Source organism: Enhygromyxa salina (genome assembly GCF_002994615.1).
Taxonomy (GTDB): domain Bacteria; phylum Myxococcota_A; class Polyangia; order Nannocystales; family Nannocystaceae; genus Plesiocystis; species Plesiocystis salina_A.
On record NZ_PVNK01000186.1, the window covers coordinates 1 to 17,070 of the forward strand.

General features: G+C 69.4%; 19 protein-coding genes and 1 tRNA gene. 11 read left to right on the plus strand and 9 right to left on the minus strand.

Features of this window, described 5'->3' with window-relative positions:
* Window positions 1–7: 7 nt before the first annotated feature.
* A complete protein-coding gene (locus tag ENSA5_RS21465; RefSeq protein ID WP_146155956.1) occupies window positions 8–1,651 on the minus strand; it encodes a hypothetical protein in 1,644 nt (547 codons plus the stop codon).
* A 182-nt stretch (window positions 1,652–1,833) separates the two neighbouring features.
* Between ENSA5_RS21465 and ENSA5_RS21470 the strand changes: the two genes are divergently transcribed.
* A complete protein-coding gene (locus ENSA5_RS21470) occupies window positions 1,834–2,490 on the plus strand; it encodes an AgmX/PglI C-terminal domain-containing protein (RefSeq protein ID WP_258182958.1) in 657 nt (218 codons plus the stop codon).
* 68 nt (window positions 2,491–2,558) lie between these two features.
* Here the strand turns inward: ENSA5_RS21470 and ENSA5_RS21475 are convergent, their stop codons facing one another.
* Window positions 2,559–2,861: a hypothetical protein gene (locus tag ENSA5_RS21475; protein ID WP_146155958.1), complete on the minus strand. Its 303-nt coding sequence runs from the start codon at window positions 2,859–2,861 to the stop codon at window positions 2,559–2,561.
* 69 nt (window positions 2,862–2,930) lie between these two features.
* On the opposite strand from ENSA5_RS21475, the gene nth reads away from it, so the two are divergent.
* From nth to ENSA5_RS21495, 4 genes are all read left to right on the plus strand, one after another.
* Complete coding sequence (nth, locus tag ENSA5_RS21480) at window positions 2,931–3,794, plus strand: endonuclease III (protein WP_106393552.1); 864 nt, start codon at window positions 2,931–2,933, stop codon at window positions 3,792–3,794.
* 142 nt (window positions 3,795–3,936) lie between these two features.
* Window positions 3,937–4,857 (plus strand): hypothetical protein, encoded by a 921-nt coding sequence (locus tag ENSA5_RS21485; protein WP_106393553.1) that lies wholly within the window; start codon window positions 3,937–3,939, stop codon window positions 4,855–4,857.
* A gap of 428 nt (window positions 4,858–5,285) precedes the next feature.
* Window positions 5,286–5,358: transfer RNA gene (locus ENSA5_RS21490), tRNA-Ala, on the plus strand.
* A 257-nt stretch (window positions 5,359–5,615) separates the two neighbouring features.
* Window positions 5,616–6,824 (plus strand): transposase, encoded by a 1,209-nt coding sequence (locus ENSA5_RS21495; RefSeq protein ID WP_146155959.1) that lies wholly within the window; start codon window positions 5,616–5,618, stop codon window positions 6,822–6,824.
* 58 nt (window positions 6,825–6,882) lie between these two features.
* Here ENSA5_RS21495 and ENSA5_RS21500 read toward each other — a convergent pair whose 3' ends face one another.
* From ENSA5_RS21500 to ENSA5_RS21525, 5 genes are all read right to left on the minus strand, one after another.
* The gene (locus ENSA5_RS21500) at window positions 6,883–7,089 is read right to left on the minus strand and encodes a hypothetical protein (RefSeq protein ID WP_106393555.1); all 207 of its coding nucleotides are present in this window, start codon (window positions 7,087–7,089) and stop codon (window positions 6,883–6,885) included.
* 92 nt (window positions 7,090–7,181) lie between these two features.
* Window positions 7,182–7,382, minus strand: a complete 201-nt coding sequence (locus tag ENSA5_RS21505) for a hypothetical protein (protein WP_106393556.1) — start codon at window positions 7,380–7,382, stop codon at window positions 7,182–7,184.
* Between the two features lie 45 nt (window positions 7,383–7,427).
* Window positions 7,428–7,691, minus strand: a complete 264-nt coding sequence (locus ENSA5_RS21510) for a hypothetical protein (protein ID WP_146155960.1) — start codon at window positions 7,689–7,691, stop codon at window positions 7,428–7,430.
* Between the two features lie 296 nt (window positions 7,692–7,987).
* A complete protein-coding gene (locus ENSA5_RS21520; protein ID WP_181198014.1) occupies window positions 7,988–8,467 on the minus strand; it encodes a hypothetical protein in 480 nt (159 codons plus the stop codon).
* Entirely contained in the window at window positions 8,454–8,825 is a 372-nt protein-coding gene (locus ENSA5_RS21525) for a helix-turn-helix domain-containing protein (protein WP_106393560.1), read from the minus strand. The genes ENSA5_RS21520 and ENSA5_RS21525 overlap by 14 nt, the downstream gene beginning before the upstream one ends.
* A 233-nt stretch (window positions 8,826–9,058) precedes the next feature.
* Between ENSA5_RS21525 and ENSA5_RS21530 the strand changes: the two genes are divergently transcribed.
* The 3 genes from ENSA5_RS21530 (at window position 9,059) to ENSA5_RS21540 (ending at window position 11,642) form a co-directional block, all read left to right on the plus strand.
* Window positions 9,059–9,631: an RNA polymerase sigma factor gene (locus tag ENSA5_RS21530; RefSeq protein ID WP_106393561.1), complete on the plus strand. Its 573-nt coding sequence runs from the start codon at window positions 9,059–9,061 to the stop codon at window positions 9,629–9,631.
* Window positions 9,628–10,488, plus strand: coding sequence for a hypothetical protein (locus ENSA5_RS21535; protein ID WP_106393562.1), 861 nt, complete (start codon window positions 9,628–9,630; stop codon window positions 10,486–10,488). The genes ENSA5_RS21530 and ENSA5_RS21535 overlap by 4 nt, the downstream gene beginning before the upstream one ends.
* 131 nt (window positions 10,489–10,619) lie before the next feature.
* Entirely contained in the window at window positions 10,620–11,642 is a 1,023-nt protein-coding gene (locus tag ENSA5_RS21540; protein WP_106393563.1) for a choice-of-anchor L domain-containing protein, read from the plus strand.
* Window positions 11,643–11,735: 93 nt separating this feature from the next.
* On the opposite strand, the gene ENSA5_RS21545 is transcribed toward ENSA5_RS21540, so the two are convergent.
* A complete protein-coding gene (locus tag ENSA5_RS21545; protein ID WP_106393564.1) occupies window positions 11,736–12,035 on the minus strand; it encodes a hypothetical protein in 300 nt (99 codons plus the stop codon).
* A gap of 254 nt (window positions 12,036–12,289) precedes the next feature.
* Here ENSA5_RS21545 and dusA point away from each other — a divergent pair, with 254 nt between their 5' ends.
* The gene (gene dusA, locus ENSA5_RS21550; RefSeq protein ID WP_106393592.1) at window positions 12,290–13,369 is read left to right on the plus strand and encodes a tRNA dihydrouridine(20/20a) synthase DusA; all 1,080 of its coding nucleotides are present in this window, start codon (window positions 12,290–12,292) and stop codon (window positions 13,367–13,369) included.
* Here dusA and ENSA5_RS21555 read toward each other — a convergent pair.
* Window positions 13,340–13,918 (minus strand): hypothetical protein, encoded by a 579-nt coding sequence (locus ENSA5_RS21555; protein WP_106393565.1) that lies wholly within the window; start codon window positions 13,916–13,918, stop codon window positions 13,340–13,342. The genes dusA and ENSA5_RS21555 overlap by 30 nt on opposite strands.
* Window positions 13,919–14,109: 191 nt before the next feature.
* On the opposite strand from ENSA5_RS21555, the gene ENSA5_RS21560 reads away from it, so the two are divergent.
* Complete coding sequence (locus ENSA5_RS21560) at window positions 14,110–15,300, plus strand: thiolase family protein (RefSeq protein WP_106393566.1); 1,191 nt, start codon at window positions 14,110–14,112, stop codon at window positions 15,298–15,300.
* 576 nt (window positions 15,301–15,876) lie between these two features.
* On the plus strand, window positions 15,877–17,010 hold the full coding sequence (locus ENSA5_RS21565) for an STAS domain-containing protein (RefSeq protein ID WP_106393567.1): 1,134 nt from the start codon (window positions 15,877–15,879) through the stop codon (window positions 17,008–17,010).
* Window positions 17,011–17,070: the final 60 nt, after the last annotated feature.

Consider the following 17,070-nt stretch of genomic DNA (forward strand, 5'->3'; position numbering starts at 1 on the left):
CGGGCTGCTAGAGCACCTCGACAAAGCCCGCGGCCGATGGCGACTCATCGTCTCCGATGTTGTCGACGTTCCCGTAGCCGAGGCGCCCGGCAGCGCCGTTGCCCCAGCACACAACCGAGTAGTCAGCGAGGACCGCACAGGTGTGGTCGCCCCCGGCCGAGATCGAGATCGCCAGCCCCCCGAGGTCGACGGCCTCGGCGTCGGCCGGGGCCTCATCGTCTCCGATGTTGTCGAGATGACCGAGCCCGAGCTGGCCGAAGTCGTTCTTGCCCCAGCAGCGCACGGAGCCGTCGTCGAGCAGGGCGCAGGTGTGCTCCTCGCCCGCGCTGATCGCCGTGGCCACGCCGCCGAGATCGATGAGCGGCAAGGCCGAGGGCAGCTCGTCGTTGTCGTCGCCCCAGTCGTCGGTGTGGCCCTGGCCGAGCTCGCCGTCTTCGTTGCCCCCCCAGCACAGCACCTCGCCGGTCGAGAACAGCACGCAGCTGTGCCCGCCGCCGAGCGCGACCGCGCTGATCGACGCGTCGTTCGGCAGCGCGCCCGGGCGCACGTCGACCGGGCCGGCGTCGGACGGCGGCTCATCGTCGCCGAGGCTCTGGCTGTTGCCGTAGCCGAGCTGGCCGCTGATGTTCCTGCCCCAACAGATCAGCTCGTCGCTGACCGTGAGCGCGCAGTTGTGCCACACGCCCGCGGCGACGCGCTCGATGCCGTCGGTCCCGTCGAAGACCAGCTCGCCCGCGCTGGGGGGCTCGTTGTCGCCGATCGTCGTGGTGTCTCCGACGCCGAGCTGGCCGACGGCATTGGCGCCCCAGCAGCGCGCGTCGCCAGTAACGAGGCGCGCGCAGTTGTGGAAGCTCCCGCTCTCGAATTGGCTGACGGCCTCGACGATCGCAATACCCGGCAACATCTCCAGGGTCTCGTCGTCACCGAGGTCGCTGTCCGCGGCGTTGCCGAGCTGGCCGTAGATATTGGATCCCCAGCACCGCAACCAGTCGTCGTCAAACTGAGCGCAATTGTGAACCCCCCCAGCCGCGAGCGAGACCACGCTGCCCGGCAGCGCGACGTCGCCCGCGCTGGCCGGGGTCTCATCGTCGCCGATGTCTTCGGTGTTGCCGTGGCCGAGGGTCCCGAACATGCCCTCGCCCCAGCATCGCACGCGACCGCCCTCGATCAGCGCGCAGGTGTGCAGGCCCCCGCCGAACACCTCCAAGGTGGTGAAGGTGCAGTCGGTGTCGCAGCCGTCGCCGTCGACCTCGTTGCCGTCGTCGCAGGCCTCGCCGTCGTCGGCGACCGCGTTGCCGCACAGGTTGGGCGAGCAGATCCCCTCGTCGCACACGAGCTCGGGGTCGCAGCTCCCCGGCGAGCCGTCGCACATGCAGCCGTTTTCGGTGCAGGCCGGGTCGCCGTCGCCCGTGTCCCCGTCGCTCTCGCCCGTGTCGTCATCAGCCTCGCCCCCCTCGGGCACGCACATCTCGGCCTCGCAGACGAGCCCAGGATCGCAGCCGCCCCCCGGCGTGCACGCGCAGTCGGCTTGGCCAACGCACTCTCCCTCATCGGACTCGGTACCCTCGTCACCACCGGCACCGCCGGTCGCAGGTGCGCACGCGAGCAGGAGGAACAAACCTGGAACGCTGAGACAACTAACGCGGCTCATGCCATTGTCTACCACCATTTTCGACCTCCGGCGCTCAATCGCGAAGTCGGGCTACCCTCGGTCCTGTGTCCAACGCCTCTCGCCGTCTGGGAGCTCCGAGCCACGCTGCGCTGGCGCTCGCGCTCGCGCTCGCCGCTTGCCGGACCAACGATCAGGTCCGGCCCCCGGGACCGCACGAGCAGGTGGCCGCAAAGAGTACGCACATCGAGTCCGATCACGAGCCCGACTCCGGGGCTGAATCGGGTGCCGCCCCCTTGACTCGCGAAGAGATTCGCGTGGTGGTACGCGCAAAAATGGCCGTAGTTCGCGCCTGCTACGAAACCGGGCTCGCGCGCTCCCCAGGCCTCGGAGGCCGCGTGCTGCTGCGCTTCACGATCGGCGACGACGGTCACGCGGACGACGTGACGGTGGTCGAGGACGCGCTCACCGACCCCTCGGTCGCCGCGTGCCTGAGCGAGGCGATCCCCCGCTGGCAGTTTCCCCGGCCCCGCGGCGGCGCCCTCGTGACCCTCACCTACCCCTTCGTGTTCTCGTCCGAGGCCGAGCTGCGCGCGGCCGGGCTGCCCCGGGTCGAGGGCACGGTCAAGCCCGCGGCCGTCGGCGCGGTGTTCGAGGCCCGCCGTCACGAGCTCGACGGGTGCGTGCCCGAGGCGAGCGCAGGCACGGTCGGCCTCGCGTTCACGATCGGCGACGCCGGGGCGGTCACGCGGATCTCGACCTACGCGAACACCCTCGGCGATCACGCCCGCGCTTGCATCGTTCAGGCCGTGTCGAGCTGGGTGTTCCCTCCCGCGGCCAGCGGTGACGAGGCCCGGGTCAACCATGATCTGAGCTGGTGAGCTGCTGAGCTGCTGAGCTGCTGAGCTGCTGAGCGGGTGGGCGGGTCGAGGACGCCACCCGCCCCCGATCACAGGGTCTCGAGATACTCGAGCACCGCCGCGCGCTCGCCTGCGCTCAGGTCGTCGCCAAACACGTGCCCGGTGTTGTAGTGTCCGAGCTTGGTCGTGTCGTAGATGTCCCCGGGGAGCGGCTCCTGCTTGGGGAGGGCGTAGCCGGCGTCCCAGGGCCCCGGCAGCTCGGAGCAAGCAGCTGGCGCGCCGGTCTCGTCGCCGGTCTCGCCGTCCGCGGCGCCCGGCGGCCCATCGCCACACCGAGGCTGGGGACCGCGACAGCTGCCGTGAAGATCAACGAACGACCACGCATACGACAAGATCAACCTTCGCCTGGAACAACGCAAGGGATCGCGCTGAGACCGGCGTATCGGCGTATAACTGTGGCCATGCCCCTCCACCCCGATCCCGCGGCCCTGCTCGCCGAGGTCGACGATCGCCTGGCTGTCGCGCTGCCAGAGGCCGTCTGCGAGCTCGACCACGATGATCCCTGGCAGCTGCTGATCGTCACGATCTTGAGCGCGCAGGCCAGGGACTCGGTCATCAACGAGATCCGCCCGGCCCTGTTCGAGCGCTGGCCGACCCCCGCCGAGCTCGCGGCCGCGAGCCAGGAAGAGGTCGAGCTCGTCGTCAAGCGCAGCGGCTACTATCGCAACAAGGCCAAGGCGATCCGCACCTGCGCCCAGGCGATCGTCGAGCGCCACGGCGGCGAGGTCCCGCGGACCCACGAGGAGCTCGTCGCCCTGCCCGGGGCCTCGCACAAGACCGCCAACCTGGTCCTGGGCATCGCGTTTGGGGTCGCCAGCGGGATCGTCGTCGACACCCACGTCGCGCGGGTCTCGGCCCGCCTCGGCGTGGTCAAGGCCGGCAAGAAACCCGACAAGGTCGAGGCTGTGCTGACCAAGCTCGTGCCTCGTGAGCGCTGGATCGACATCAGCCACCGGCTGATCCTCCACGGCCGCCACCTGTGCAAGTCCAAGGGGCCCGACTGCGAGAACTGTGCGATCAACGAGCTGTGCGACGCGCGAGAGCGCGAGCCGAGCGGGAGCTGGCGCGAGCGAGCCGAGCGCGAGGGGCAGCTGTTCGCGGTCCGCGGCGATCGTTCGGCGATCGCCTGGCCCTCGAGCGGCGCGCCCTCGTCGGCCAAGGCCCGGCCGAAGCCCGCAGCCGCCGAGGTCGTCGGCTTTGCGAGTGAGCCCTCGATCAGCTTCAGCGCGGCCCCCACCCCCAAGGAGGAAGAAGACGACTTTTGAGCCCGAGCTCGGTCCCCGCGCGGGCCGTCATTGCCAGGCGCTCGGCCAGCTGGCGATCGCTGCGCTCGCGTGGCTGCTCGCGTTCGCGAGCGCGAGCGCCCGGGCATCGCCGCCCGAGCCCGGTGACACGCGCGCGCCAAAGATGTCCGCCGTCCGGACCCTCGACGACGCGCTGGCCGTCGAGCCCGGCCTGACCTGCCTCGACCGCGCCACGCTGCTCGCCAATCTGCTCAGCTGGCGCGACGCCGCCGAGGTCGATCCGCGCGTGTCGATCCGGGTCCGCGGCTCCTCGGACAGCCCCCGCGCGCTGAGCTTCGTGGTCCGGGTCCGCGACGAGGTCGCCGTCGAGCGCCGCTTCGAGCCGGCCCCAGACAGCTGCGCAGATCTCCACGCGGTCGTCGCGCTCGCGATTGCGATCGCCCTCGACGACACCCTCGCGACCGAGCTCGGCCTCGTCGACGAGGCTGCGCGAGTCGAGCAGGCGCGGCCGGGCGAGGGAGACCTCCCGAGCCAGGCGCGACGGACCCCGCCCCCGCCTCGTCGCCGCGGCCCCGCGCTCGCGCTGACGGCCGCCGCCGGAGCCTTCGCCGGCCTGACCCCGGGCCTCAGCGGCGGCGGCGAGCTGTCGCTGGACCTTCGCCCCCTCGATCACTTCGACCTGCGCTTCGGGGCCCTCGCCACCCACCTGCCCGGCTTCAAGCTCGACGAGGGCCGGGTCGGCGTCACCCTCGCGGCCGGACGCCTGGATCTGTGCTGGGGGACCGCGCCTCGGGTTGTACGACTGCGCACCTGTGGGGGGGTGGCCGCGGGCGCGAGCGTGTCGGTCGGGCGCGGGTACACCGACAATTTTCGACGCGCGATCCCGTGGCTGGGCGGGATCGCGGCGGTCGACCTCGCCGTCCACCTCGTCGGCCCGCTCGCCCTCGAGCTGCGCGTCGAGGGCGTGTTCCCCTTCCATCGCACCCGTATCGACGTCCGCAGCACCGGAGGGCAGCTCCTGGCGAGCGAGCGCTTCCCCGTCGCCGGCCTCGTCGTCGCCGTCGGCCCGCGCTTCGAGTTCTGAGGCTTTGCTCAGCAACTCCCCTCCGCTCAGAAAAGCCGACGCCTGATCGCGGCTGCTCAGAAAATCGAGAGTCCGACCCATGAGGCAGACAGCCACCGCGGCAGGACGCCGAAGCGAGACGCGGGTGCGCAGGTGGCGAACTGCGAGATGACAGCATGAGACCGAGGTGACTCAAAACAGGTTTAACGTGTCCGCTCGAAATCGATCTGCCCGTAGATCGCACCCTAGAGCGCGTCAGCAGCGTCCTAGGGCGGTTGTGCTGGTTCGACGAAAGCACCAGCGACTCGGCTGGGTAGCGGTGGTTGTGACCGATACAGCAGCCCCGCTCCGACGCGGCCGACCTCGCGGCCGTTCTCCTCCCACCAAAACCAAAGGTGACCGCCGCGGCCAATCCACTTGCAGGTGACGATCGAACGCGGCGGTCTGTTGTGCCCGTAGCTCAGAGGATAGAGCTGCTCTTTTGCGTAGGGCCGGTCAGGGGTTCGAGTCCCCTCGGGCACGCTCCCGTTCTAGCATGAACGGTCGTGACGGACGTTGCCTTCGCTCGCGCGGCGGCTCCGTTGCGGTCGAAGCATCCACACCGACGAGCGGTGTGGATGCTTCCGGCGATCTGGATTTTTCTTTCCGGTCGCGCATGCGGAGACGTGCCAAGTACACGCCCGCTCGTTGTCTATCCCAGATAATGATTCTCAGTAAATGCGAAGCATTGTAGAAGGGTAGTGGAGACGACGTCGCATAGCCCCCGGTTCCTCCGCGGTGTGGCCATCGCCCGACTCGGGCGGGTTCGCCAACTTCGAGATGGCGTGTGGTCGGTCCCGTCGCAGACGCACAAGGGTGCGTACCTGGTCGACACCGCCGGCGATCGCCCCGCGTGCGTGTGCCCCGACTTCGAGGACAACGGCAACGCCGAGGGCTTCGACTGCAAGCACATCACCGCCGTGCGGATCACGGCCGGTGAGATCGAGGCCCCCGCTCAAGTGAAGGATGAGAAGCCCGGCAAGCGCCCCACCTACAAGCAGGACTGGGGCGCCTACTACCTCGCGCAGACGCGCGAGCGCGAGCACGTCGAGACGATGCTGCGCGACCTGTGCCGTGGCATCCAGCAGCCCGTGAGCAAGCGGGGCCATCCCCGCAAGCCGCTCGCCGACGTGGTCTTCGCCGCGGTCATGCGGGCCTACTCGGGGCTCTCGTCGCGGCGCTGTGCCTCGGACGTGCGCGCGGCCAAGGAGGCGGGGCACACCTCGTCGATGATCGCGCCCTCGACCCTGGTCACCTACCTGGACGATCCCAAGCTCACCGATCTGCTCCGCGTGCTGATCCGCGAGAGCGCGGCCCCACTCGCGGAGGTCGAGACCACCGTGGCGATCGACTCGTCGGGTTTCTCGACGAACACCTACAGCCGCTGGTTCGATCACAAGTGGGGCAAGGAACGGAAGCGCCAGAAGTGGGTCACCTGCCACATCATGTGCGGGACCACGACCCACGTGATCACCGACGCGCTCGTGACCACGGGCAACGCTGGGGACGCGCCGCAACTCCCCGAGCTGCTCACGAACACCGCTGAGCGCTTCGACGTCGCCAACGTCTGCGCGGACAAGGCGTACCTGAGCCATCGCAACTTCGACGAGATCGAGGCCGTGGGCGCGGTGCCTTACATCCCCTTCAAGGTCGGCTCGATCGGCGAGGGGTCGGAGATGTGGCGCAAGATGTACGGGCTGTTCGTCTACAAGAACGACGAATTCCGTAAGGTCTACCACGCGCGTAGCAACGTCGAGACCGCGTTCTCGATGATCAAACGCAAGTTCGGCGCGAGCGTCCGCGCCAAGAAGTTCACCGCCCAGCGCAACGAGGTGCTCTGCAAGGTGCTCGCGCACAACCTGTGCGTGCTGACCATGGCCACCTACGAGCTGGGGATCGCGGTCGAGTTCTGGGGCTCGACCCACGAGGAGAGCCAGCATGTCCATTGACCAACACGACGACGAGCGTACACTCGACCCCGAGCATGGGGGTCAAGCGCGAGCGGGTCTACGTGACCGTGTACACGTGCGAGCGGTGCGGCCATCGCTGGACCCCGCGCAAGCCGCTGGAGACGAGCGAGGCGCCGCTGCCCTCGTCCTGCGCGAGCTGCCGGTCGAAGTACTGGAACATCCCGCCGGGCACGGTGAAGCCGGGTCCGAAACCGGCCGAGGAGTAGCCCGCCGCGACGATCACCGCCGGGTGACCTGTCGCCACTGCGGACGCCGGACCCTCACCCGCAGGTCTGGCGCGATGTGGGGGCACCGCTTGCCCGACGGCTCCGACTGCCCGGGGTCCAAGACCTGGGACTACTGACCGATCTGCTCTCGGCGGAAGATCTTCGGATCGCCGCCGCCCTCGGGCGCAGCGATGACGCCCGCGCGTCGGTTGGTGAAGTCGGGAGGCGACTGCGGCGACTGTATTCCGCCATAGTGACCGACAACGGTCCACGTCTCGCCGTCCACTGTGATCTTCGTGCCATTCGGGTAGTCCTGTCGGATGTCTGCCATGGCCGCGATGCTAGATCCCCGCTGGCGTAGTTGTCGAGCGGTTGGTCAGGACTTGCCGTCGTCTAGCGGCAGGAGCCCCGGATGCTTGGCTCGAAGGCCCTCGGCGCGGCTAAACGCAACCTGAGCCCGGCCCGTCTCCAGGCGACCGCCGGGATACGACGGCATGCGCGTGGCGTGGGTCAGGGCGCGATCGCACTCGCTGATCAGATCGTCCAGGTCCGCGCGCTGGTCGTCGGTCGCCTCACGGCGTGCGTCCATCGCCCGCTTACGCAGACGCTCGACAGTATCCTTCATGATGCAGAGGGCCATGGCGCCGAGTGTATCCGACGCGCCGGGGGTGACGCTGAGCTTGATCGAGGGTACGCGCGCTGGATACCCTACTCTCATGGAAGCGGACGAAGCGGGGAGGCGTCGGGAGAGCTGGGCGGCGGCGGGCAACAAGCCGTGTGCTCATGAGAGCGTCACTAGCGAGCGATTCGGCGGGATGAGCTCCGGCGACTACGTGTGCCTGCGATGCGGCAAGGAGTTCACCTCTCGGGCGGAGCTCCCGCGTGGGTGCTCGATCCTGTAGGAGCACCCGTCCCTGTAGGAGCACCCCTCGGGGTCTAGTCACCATCGGGCCACGTGCCCCGCTCACAGTGACGGTTGACACGGGCGCCGAGCGTCGAGCGAGGTAGGTCGATGGCGATCGCGGCGCGGCGGATGCTGCCCGCGTCCTCGATGATCTGCGCGAGCAACTGCGCCTCCATGTGATCCCAGGTGTCGAGCCGGATCACGTACTCGTCTTGGACCCCGGGCGCGTCGACCCACGCCCGCGTGCGCCACACCTCGCGCAGCCGCCGTTGCTTGAGCTGCCGCTGGTAGCGCTCGTCCACGGTGAGCGCCATGCGGTAGACGACCCAGGCCCCGCGACACGCCTGCTCGCGCGAGCTGTAGCCGGGCCGGATGAACCGCCGGGGACCGATGGCGCCGCGGTAGAGCCAGTGCGTGGCGCGGCCCTGCTCGGGGTCGAGGTCGGCCTCGCGCATGACGGCGAAGCCCTCCGGGGGCTCCTTGCCGCGCTGGTCCGTCTCACTGGCCATCATCGGCCTCGACCGCGGCCTCGAAGAGCGCGGCGATGGTCCGTAGGACGCGAGGCGCCAGCGCGCGCTCGGCTGGCGTGAGCGGGCGAGCGGCTCGGACGATCTCTCGCTCGACATCCAGCTCGGCGAGGTCGAGCGCCTCGAACATGGTGGAGATCGGCAGGCCCAGACCGCGCGCGATCATGGCCAGCGTGGCGAGGCGCGGCGAGACGTCGTGGATCTCGATCCGGCGGATCGTGTCCGAGGCCAGGCCGCTCGCCTCGCCTAGATCTTCCTGGGTCATCCGGCGAGCGCGGCGCAGCCGTTTGAGCGTGCGGCCGAACATCAGCGTGGTCGGGTCAGTGGTTTTGGTCTTACCCATAACCTCGGTCTGGACTGCTCAAAACGCTGTCGCGACCTGGAATTTCGCGCGTTGTCTGGGGTGGACTATCTGCTCGCGCTGCTCAGCAAAGTAGCCCACTGCTCAGTAAAGACGCGATGTGAACGGGTTTCTGAGCAAAGCCGAGTTCTGAGCTAAGCTGGACCGACCCGTCGCGTTCCGCGCCCGCCAAATCAACCTGAAGGATCCGCGCGCGCCGTCCATGGAGACCCTGGATGTCTATCCGCGCCCCCAGGCATCACGACGCAGCCTCGCTCTTCCGCGAGCACGCCGGCTTCGTGGCCAGCTTCCTCCACCGCCTAGGGGCCGGACCCGCCGAGGTCGACGACCTCGTCCAGGAGGTGTTCCTCGTCGCCCACCGGCGCGGGGGCTTCATCGAAGACGGCCGCGCCCGGCCGACGACCTGGCTGGCCGAAATAGCGATCCGCGTGGCCTCGGTCTCACGCCGCAGCCGTCGGCGCTCCCGCGAACAGCCCGACCACGACACCGTCGCAGACGCCCACAGCCACGAGGTCGACCCGGCCCGCGCGGCCGAGACCCAGGAGGCCCTCGACCGCGTCCAGGCCGCGCTCGACAGCCTCGACCCCGAGCGGCGGGCGATCTTCATCCTGTTCGAGCTCGAGGGCGAGCCCTGCCAGTCGATCGCCGGCGCCTTCGACATCCCGGTCGGGACCGTCTACTCGCGCCTCCACAAGGCCCGCAAACAATTCAAAGAAGCGCACGCCCGCATGATCGAGCGCGAGCGCCGGCCAGTTCGACCCTCCAACCGCGTCCCGGTGATGTCATGAGCGATGCCAACTCCCCCCCCACCCGGCTCCTCGACGACCCTCAGCTCGCCTCGTCGCTGCGCGGCGACCTCGAGCTCGCGAGCAGCCACGCGCCCGTCGTCTACGACACGAGCGCGGGTCTGGCCCGCTTCGAGCGAGCCATCCTCTCCCCGGCAGCGGCCGCGGGCTCGGCCGAGGGCTCGGGCGCGGCGCTGCGCGTGCTCGGGTGGTGCGTCGGCGCGGCCGTGCTGATCGGCGGCAGCGTCGGCGCGACCTGGATGCTCGGCGCCGACGAGGTCGAGCCCGAGACCCACGGGCTCGTCGCCGACGCCAGCCCGGACCAAGCTCGAGCCGAGGGCGAGCCCGTCGCCGGACCCGAGACCTCAGACCCAGCCGAGCTCCCCGCGGCGTCTCGGACCCGCGAGCCCCTCGCAGAGGCGCCCGCGGAAGCGCCCGCGGAAGCGCCCTCGGAAGCACCCTCGGAAGCCGGGGCCGATGACCTCGGCGCTGACGGGGACCCCGGGTCCGCACAGCAGGCCGCGGGGGGCAGCCCCGCCCCGCACGCGACCGCGCCTGTGCGACCGGCCTCGGCGCCCCCAGCCCAGCCCGACGCGCCCTCGCTCGCCGACGAGGCCGCCCAGATCAACGCCGCCCGCAAGGCCCTGACCAAGGATCCGGCCAAGACCCTGGCCCTGATGGAGGCCGCCGAGCAGCAGTTCCCCGACGGCGCGATGATCCAGGAGCGCCGCGGCTACGCGATCCTGGCCCTGGTCGCCCTCGATCGCGTCGCCGAGGCCGAGCAGCGCGCCAACACGTACCTCCAGCGCTGGCCGAAGGGGCCGCTGTCTCACCGAATCCGCGACGCCCTCGGCCGCTAGCAGCCCGGAGTGCAATGCATCGTGTCGCCTCGCGCCGGAATCTTCGCCGAGGGTTTTGGCGACAAAGCCCTCGGCGAAAAGGCCAAGCGAGGCGGCGCGAGGCATTGCTAGCTGGCGCTGAGCTCTGGCCTGTGGCTCGTCGACTCAGCCTGGTCGGTCTCGCGCTGCTCACGGGCTGCGAGCTCTCGACCGTCGTCGGTGTACGCGACCTCGCGACCGAAGGCGGTGGCGCGAGCGAGGTCGGCGACAGCGACGACCAACCGGTCCTCGATCTGCCCCCGGACGACTGCGCGCCGCCGGCCCCGGTCAGCTGCGACGCGTCGAGCGACGACCCCCTGCAGGTCGTCGGCCTCGACTGCGTCGGCGGCATCCCGGCCGCCGGTGGCGTGAGCGCGCCCGCGGGCGCCGTCGCGCCGCACCTCGGCCCCCTCGGCCCCTACGAGGTCCGCGAGGGCGAGAAATTCCTGATCTTGTCGACGGGCCTCGCCGGACACCTCGGCCTGAGCCTGGCCGAGCTCGCCGCCGTCTGCGATCCCGACGACTGGCCGGAGTTTTGCCCCAACACCCAGCACGGCGCGGGCCCGACCACCTTGCCCGCGCCGATGACCGTCGAGCCCGTCGACGACACCCTGACCTGCGCCGACGATCCCAGCCTGATCGGCGCGGGCGACTGCTCGAACAGCCTCTACGACCAGTGGGCCGCGTGCGAGGGCGGCTGCGAGGTCTGGGACTACGCCGAGCTCCGGGTCGGGCTCACGGTCCCGGACCACGCCCAGGGGCTCGCCTTCGACTTCGCGTTCATGTCGGTCGAGTGGCCCTCGTTCGCGGGCGGCGGGTTCAACGACATGTTCGTGGCCTGGCTCGAGTCCGAGAGCTGGACCGGCAACGTGTCCTTTGACACTGCTGGCAACCCGATCACCGTCAACGCCGGGTTCACCGACTACACCGGCGACGAGCTCGACGGCTTTGCGATGGAGGGTCACGCCGGCACCCGCTGGCTGACGACCGGCTTCGGCCTCGAGCCCGGCGAGAGCGTCGAGCTGGTCCTCGCCGTGTTCGACCTGACCGACGACGACCACGACTCGGTCGTGCTGCTCGACGCCTTCCGCTGGACCTGCGACGGGGCCCGGCCGCTGACCGAGCCCGTGCCCTGAGCCCGTGCCCTGAGACCATCGGAGGCTCCAACGACGAGAGGGCCCGACTCGGACCCTCTGCGGTGGCGTGACCGCCAAAGAGCAGACCAGAGCCTACTTCTTTTCGTCTTCCTCGCAGGTCTTGAGGTCATCGAGGGACTCGGCCGCCATCACGCACTTCGCCTGCTTCTTGTACTCGAGGGCGCCCTTCATCTCCTTCTCCTTCTCGGCCTCCTTGACGCAGTTGTCCTTGATCTTGGTGATCTCGTCCTCGGGCATCGCGTCAACTTGCTCGCCGAGCTCCTTCTTCATGAGGTCGACGACGTGCTGGCAGACGTCCTCCGGAGCGGGCGCGCACGCGGCGAGCATGGGGGCGAGGGCAGCGAGAGCGATGAGGGTGCGGAACTTTTTCATTGTCGGGAACCTCGGGTCTGTGGTCGGTCGGGTTCAAATCGTACCGAACCGAACGCGAGTCTATCGACCACGGATGTCGGATCCAAGCCCCAAGACGAGACCTCCAGCGCGCCCGCCCCCGGCGCCATAACCTTTTGATTTCATTTATTTATGTATGCGGGCTCCGGCAGCAGGATGGATCTGGCGACGAGCGGGGGTCCAAGAGATCGGTGCTGGCCGTGCCCCCGGTCCTGCCCTACCCTGCCTGGCCGTCGATGTCCGTACGTACACAGCGAGCGCGCGAGCCCGCGCGCGGCGTGACCCCGCCGCTGAGCGTGGCCCCGATGATGGACCGCAGCGACCGGCACTTTCGCCGGCTGATGCGGCTGATCAGCCGCCACACGCTGCTCTACACCGAGATGATCACCTGCCCGGCGATCGAAAACGGCGACCGCGATTACCTGCTCGGCTACGACGACGACGAGCACCCCCTCGCCCTCCAGCTCGGCGGCGACGATCCGAGCGCCCTCGCCCGCTGCGCCGCGATCGCCGTCGAGCGCGGCTACGACGAGATCAACCTCAACGTCGGCTGCCCGTCGAGTCGGGTCCAGACCGGCAATTTCGGGGCCTGCCTGATGCGCGAGCCCGAGCGGGTCGCCGCCTGCGTCGCGGCCATGCGCGCGGCGGTCCCGGTCCCGGTCACCGTCAAACATCGGATCGGCGTCGACGAGCTCGATCGCTACGAAGACATGGTGAAGTTCGTCGAGCTCGTGGCGGCCGCGGGCTGTGACCGGTTCACCGTCCACGCGCGCAAGGCCTGGCTGCAGGGGCTCTCACCCAAGCAAAACCGCAACGTCCCGCCGCTGCGCTACGCCGACGTCCATCGCCTCGCGCGCGAGCTCCCGGACCTCGCGATCGAGATCAACGGTGGGATCCGGAGCGTGGCCGAGATCCGTGAGCAGCTCGTTCACGTCGACGCCGTGATGATCGGACGCGCGGCCTGGGACGACCCGTGGATGTTCGCGACGGTCGACCGCGCGGTGTTTGGCTCGACCGCCCCGGCGCCGACTCGGGTCGCGGTCGTCCACGCGTACCTCGAGTCCATCGGGCCGTGGCTGGCCGCCCGGGCCGAGCCCCGGCGCTTTCGCGGGCCGAGTCCGACGGTCCTCCTGCGACCGCTGATGAACCTGTTCGCGGGCTGGCCCGGGGCCCGCCGCTGGAAGCGGGCGCTCAACGCCAAATGCCAGGCGCCGACGCAGCTCGGGGAGCTGGTCGAGCTCGCCGCCGAGCTCGAGCGCCGGGGCGGGGCTCCCCGACAACCGAGCTCAGAGCCCGCAGGCCTCGACGTCTTTTAGGGTCTGGGCCGCGAGGATGCAGTCGGCGTCACGTTGGAACTTCTCGACGCCCTTGACCTCGATCTGGGCCTCGGCCTCGGACACGCACTTGTCGCGGAGCTGCTGCATCTCCTCGGCCGACATCGAGCTGGCCATCTCGCCGAGCTCGGTCTTGACCAGGCCGAGCATGTGGTCACACAGGAGCTCGAGCTTGGCCGTGGGCGAGGCCGCGGCGATCAGCGAGCGCGGCTTGGCCAGGGGCTCTTCACACTGGGCCACGGCCGCCGCGTTGCCGGCCAGGTCGAGGCAGGTCGTGAAGGTCTGGTAGCGCGTCCGCATCTTGCCGAGGGTCTCGACGCACTCGCGCTGGACCTGGTCGAGGATCTGGGCGTCGTCGGTGTCCTTGGCCGCGATGTCGCGCACGTGCTTGCACACGACCTCGGGCTTGGCCTCGGTCTCCTCCTCCGTCTGCGCAGCTTGGGCGCCGGGCGCGGGGGTGCACGCGGCGAGGGTCCAGCCCAGCAGCGAGAGCGAGCAGAACGCGAAAGAGGCGCGACCTTCAGTGACCATCGCGCGAGTATATATGCCGCCGACAGCGGCATATCCGCAGCAGATGTCGAGCCCCGCTCAGGGGACCACGCAGACCGGCGCGAAGCTCATGCCAGCCCACCGAGCGACGAACGGGGGACCCGACGCGCAGCGGCCGTGCGTGGCAAAGTCCAAGGTGGCTGCGGGGGTCGAGAATCCTCCATACTCGCGGCATGCGTTTCGACAAGGCGTTCTTGCCCGCGGGCGGCTACTGGTCCACTCCCTTCTCCAAGTGGGGCGGCAGCTTCGCCAACCTCCATCCCCTGAAGTTCGCGGCCGAGATCGCCCGCAAGGCGCTCGCCGAGCGAGCGGTCGACGCCAAGGAGCTCGCCGAGCTCGTCGTCGGCTGGACGGTGCCCTCGCCGAACTGCTTCTACGCCGCCCCGTGGGTCGCGGGCATGATCGGCGCCGACTCCGTGACCGGCGCGATCGTCTCGCAAGCCTGCGCGACCTCGGCCGCCGCCTTGGCCCACGCGGCCGCCAAGATCGAGTCCGACGACAACGAGGCCACCTTGGTGGTCCTGGCCGACAAGACCTCCAACGGACCCCACATGGTCTACCCCAACCCGCTCGGCCCCGGCGGCAAGCCCGACGCCGAAGACTGGGTCTGGGACTCGTTCTCCCGCGACCCCTGGGCCAAGAACTCGATGCTCGAGACCGCCGAGAACGTCGCCCGCGAGGCCGGCGTCACCCGCGAGCAGCAAGACGCCCTGACCCTCCATCGCCACCAGCAGTACGAGCAGGCCAGGTCCGAGGGCTTCTACAAGCGCTACATGGTCACGCCGGTCGAGGTCAACCCGAGCGGGCGCCGGGTCGTCGGGACCGTCGACTACGACGAGGGCGTGTTTGCGACCACCGCCGAGGGCCTCGCCAAGCTCCGCCCGGTCATGCGCGAGGGCGGGACCGTGACCTTCGGCAGCCAGACGCACCCGGCCGACGGCAACGCGGGCTTGCTCGTGTGCAGCCGCGAGCGGGCCACGGCCTGGAGCCGGGACGGCGCGCCGGTCCGGCTGCTCAGCTACGGCCAGGCCCGAGTCGAGAAGGGCTACATGGCCAAGGCCGTGGTCCCGGCCGCGCGCAAGGCCCTCGCCGACGCCGGCCTCGGCATCGGCGACATGAAGGTCATCAAGACCCACAACCCCTTCGCGGTCAACGACCTGTTCTTCGCCCGCCAGATGGAGATCGAGGCCGAGTCGTTCAACAACTACGGCAGCTCGCTGATCTTCGGCCACCCCCAGGGGCCGACCGGGGCCCGGTTGATCGCCGAGGGCATCGAAGAGGCGCGCCTGCTCGGGGGCGGCCACGTGCTGTTCGCGGGCTGTGCCGCGGGCGACACCGCGGCCGCGGTCGTGCTCGAGGTTTAGGTTTAGGTTTAGCGAGGGACGAATCGCCCGTTGGACCCTGGTAGCAGGGTCCAACGGGCCCATGGCTGATTCTCACCTCGCGACCGAGCACCGCGTGGCGCCCGCTCCTCACCCAGGTCGCGCGCATGGGTCCCGAGGGCGGCGAATGAGCTCCGCACCCATCTGCGTGCCCCCCCAAAGGGCGCTCCTAAACCCAAACCAAAGCGCTAAATTGAACAAGCTGAATGTTTGGGGTGAGCGTATGCGGTTTCGCCGCAGCGAGAGGCTTTTTCGAAAGTCCCCTTGAAGACTAGCAGCCCGGGGTGCAATGCCTCGCGCCGCCTCGCTTGGCCTCTTCGCCGAGGGCTTTGTCGCCAAAACTTGCAGTACGCCCGGTACAGCGGCGTTTTGGCTTCGCGCCCTCGGCGAAAATTCCGGCGCGAGGCGACACGATGCATTGCACCCCGGGCTGCTAGAGCGCGGTCGAAATCGCTTAGCAGACCGCGCGTTCACCACCATTTGGATAAGGTGGTATTGCATGCGCGATATCGCCAGCCTCAACCAGCTCATTCGGATACCATTGGCGCTCGACCAGCCATGAGTGCCGACGCATCGAATGATTTCTTTGAATTCTGTCCCTCGCTGTTGTTCGTCGCCGACGAGCGCGGGACTCTGCTTCACTGGAGCAAGGCTCTCACGGAGCGCTTCCGATCCCGACTCACGCACAACCCCACGCTCGCCTCGCTAGCGGCACCCGATGACAGCGAGGCCGTGACCGGGTTCTTGCGCACGCTGGCCGAGAGCGAGCTCCCGGTCAGCTGTAGGTTTCGCGTGCCCGACGAGGGCGAGGGTCACACCCAGGTACGCTGCGAGGCACGCCGGGCGCCGAACGGCTCGATCCACGGCGTCATCGAGGTCGTCCCGCCCGCTGACGCCGACGACGACGCCGACGACGACGGCGATCTCCTCGCGGCCCGGGTCGAACGCAAGCTCTTGCGGACGATCATGGACACGCTCGACATCGTGCTGTGGGCCATCGACACCACCGGCAAGTTCATCTACCACGACGGCAAGGCGGTCACGACCGCCGGCGTGACCCCCGGTCAGTATCTCGGCAAGAAGGTCTTCGATCTCTACCCGCTCGATCTCCACGCGCCGATCGCCGACGCCCTCGCGGGGAAGCCGTCCCACGACACGTCCAAGGCCCACGACATCTGTTGGGAGACCTGGTTCATCCCGCTGGCCAACACCGCCGGCGAGACCGAGTACTGCGTGGGCTTGTCCCTCGACGTCACCAACGTGGTCCGCACCGAGCTCGAGCTCAAGCGCCAGCTCGCCACCATTCAAGACCAGCAACGCGCGATCCTCGAGCTGTCCGCGCCGCTGATCGAAGTCTGGGACAAAGTCCTGACCGTGCCCCTCGTCGGCACCATCGACAACGAGCGCGCCAACGATCTCATCGAGCGCCTGCTCGTCGAGGTCGGCCGCGCGAACGTTCGCTTCGCAATCGTCGACCTGACCGGCGTCGACGCCCTCGACACCGCGACCGCGAGTCACATCTTGCGCCTGCTCGACAGCCTCCGGCTGCTCGGCGTCGAGGGCCTGATCACGGGCATCAGCCCCAGGGTTGCCCAGACCATGGCCGGGCTCGGCATCGACCTCGGTGTCGTCACGACCCGCCGCACCCTCCGCAACGGCCTTCGCTACTGCATGGAGGCGCTGCGCGCCTGAGCCCGCCAACCTCGCTCACGCCCGGAGGCAGTCGAGGGCAGCGCGCAGCGGATCCCGGGG

Coding starts and splice junctions, on each gene's coding strand:
- ENSA5_RS21465 (WP_146155956.1), bottom strand. CDS start 1,651: ATGAGCCGCGTTAGTTGTCTCAGCGTTCCAGGTTTGTTCCTCCTGCTC.
- nth (WP_106393552.1), top strand. CDS start 2,931: ATGCCCCTCCACCCCGATCCCGCGGCCCTGCTCGCCGAGGTCGACGAT.
- ENSA5_RS21485 (WP_106393553.1), top strand. CDS start 3,937: ATGTCCGCCGTCCGGACCCTCGACGACGCGCTGGCCGTCGAGCCCGGC.
- ENSA5_RS21505 (WP_106393556.1), bottom strand. CDS start 7,382: ATGGCAGACATCCGACAGGACTACCCGAATGGCACGAAGATCACAGTG.
- ENSA5_RS21510 (WP_146155960.1), bottom strand. CDS start 7,691: ATGGCCCTCTGCATCATGAAGGATACTGTCGAGCGTCTGCGTAAGCGG.
- ENSA5_RS21520 (WP_181198014.1), bottom strand. CDS start 8,467: ATGATGGCCAGTGAGACGGACCAGCGCGGCAAGGAGCCCCCGGAGGGC.
- ENSA5_RS21525 (WP_106393560.1), bottom strand. CDS start 8,825: ATGGGTAAGACCAAAACCACTGACCCGACCACGCTGATGTTCGGCCGC.
- ENSA5_RS21530 (WP_106393561.1), top strand. CDS start 9,059: ATGTCTATCCGCGCCCCCAGGCATCACGACGCAGCCTCGCTCTTCCGC.
- ENSA5_RS21535 (WP_106393562.1), top strand. CDS start 9,628: ATGAGCGATGCCAACTCCCCCCCCACCCGGCTCCTCGACGACCCTCAG.
- ENSA5_RS21545 (WP_106393564.1), bottom strand. CDS start 12,035: ATGAAAAAGTTCCGCACCCTCATCGCTCTCGCTGCCCTCGCCCCCATG.
- dusA (WP_106393592.1), top strand. CDS start 12,290: ATGTCCGTACGTACACAGCGAGCGCGCGAGCCCGCGCGCGGCGTGACC.
- ENSA5_RS21555 (WP_106393565.1), bottom strand. CDS start 13,918: ATGGTCACTGAAGGTCGCGCCTCTTTCGCGTTCTGCTCGCTCTCGCTG.
- ENSA5_RS21560 (WP_106393566.1), top strand. CDS start 14,110: ATGCGTTTCGACAAGGCGTTCTTGCCCGCGGGCGGCTACTGGTCCACT.
- ENSA5_RS21565 (WP_106393567.1), top strand. CDS start 15,877: ATGAGTGCCGACGCATCGAATGATTTCTTTGAATTCTGTCCCTCGCTG.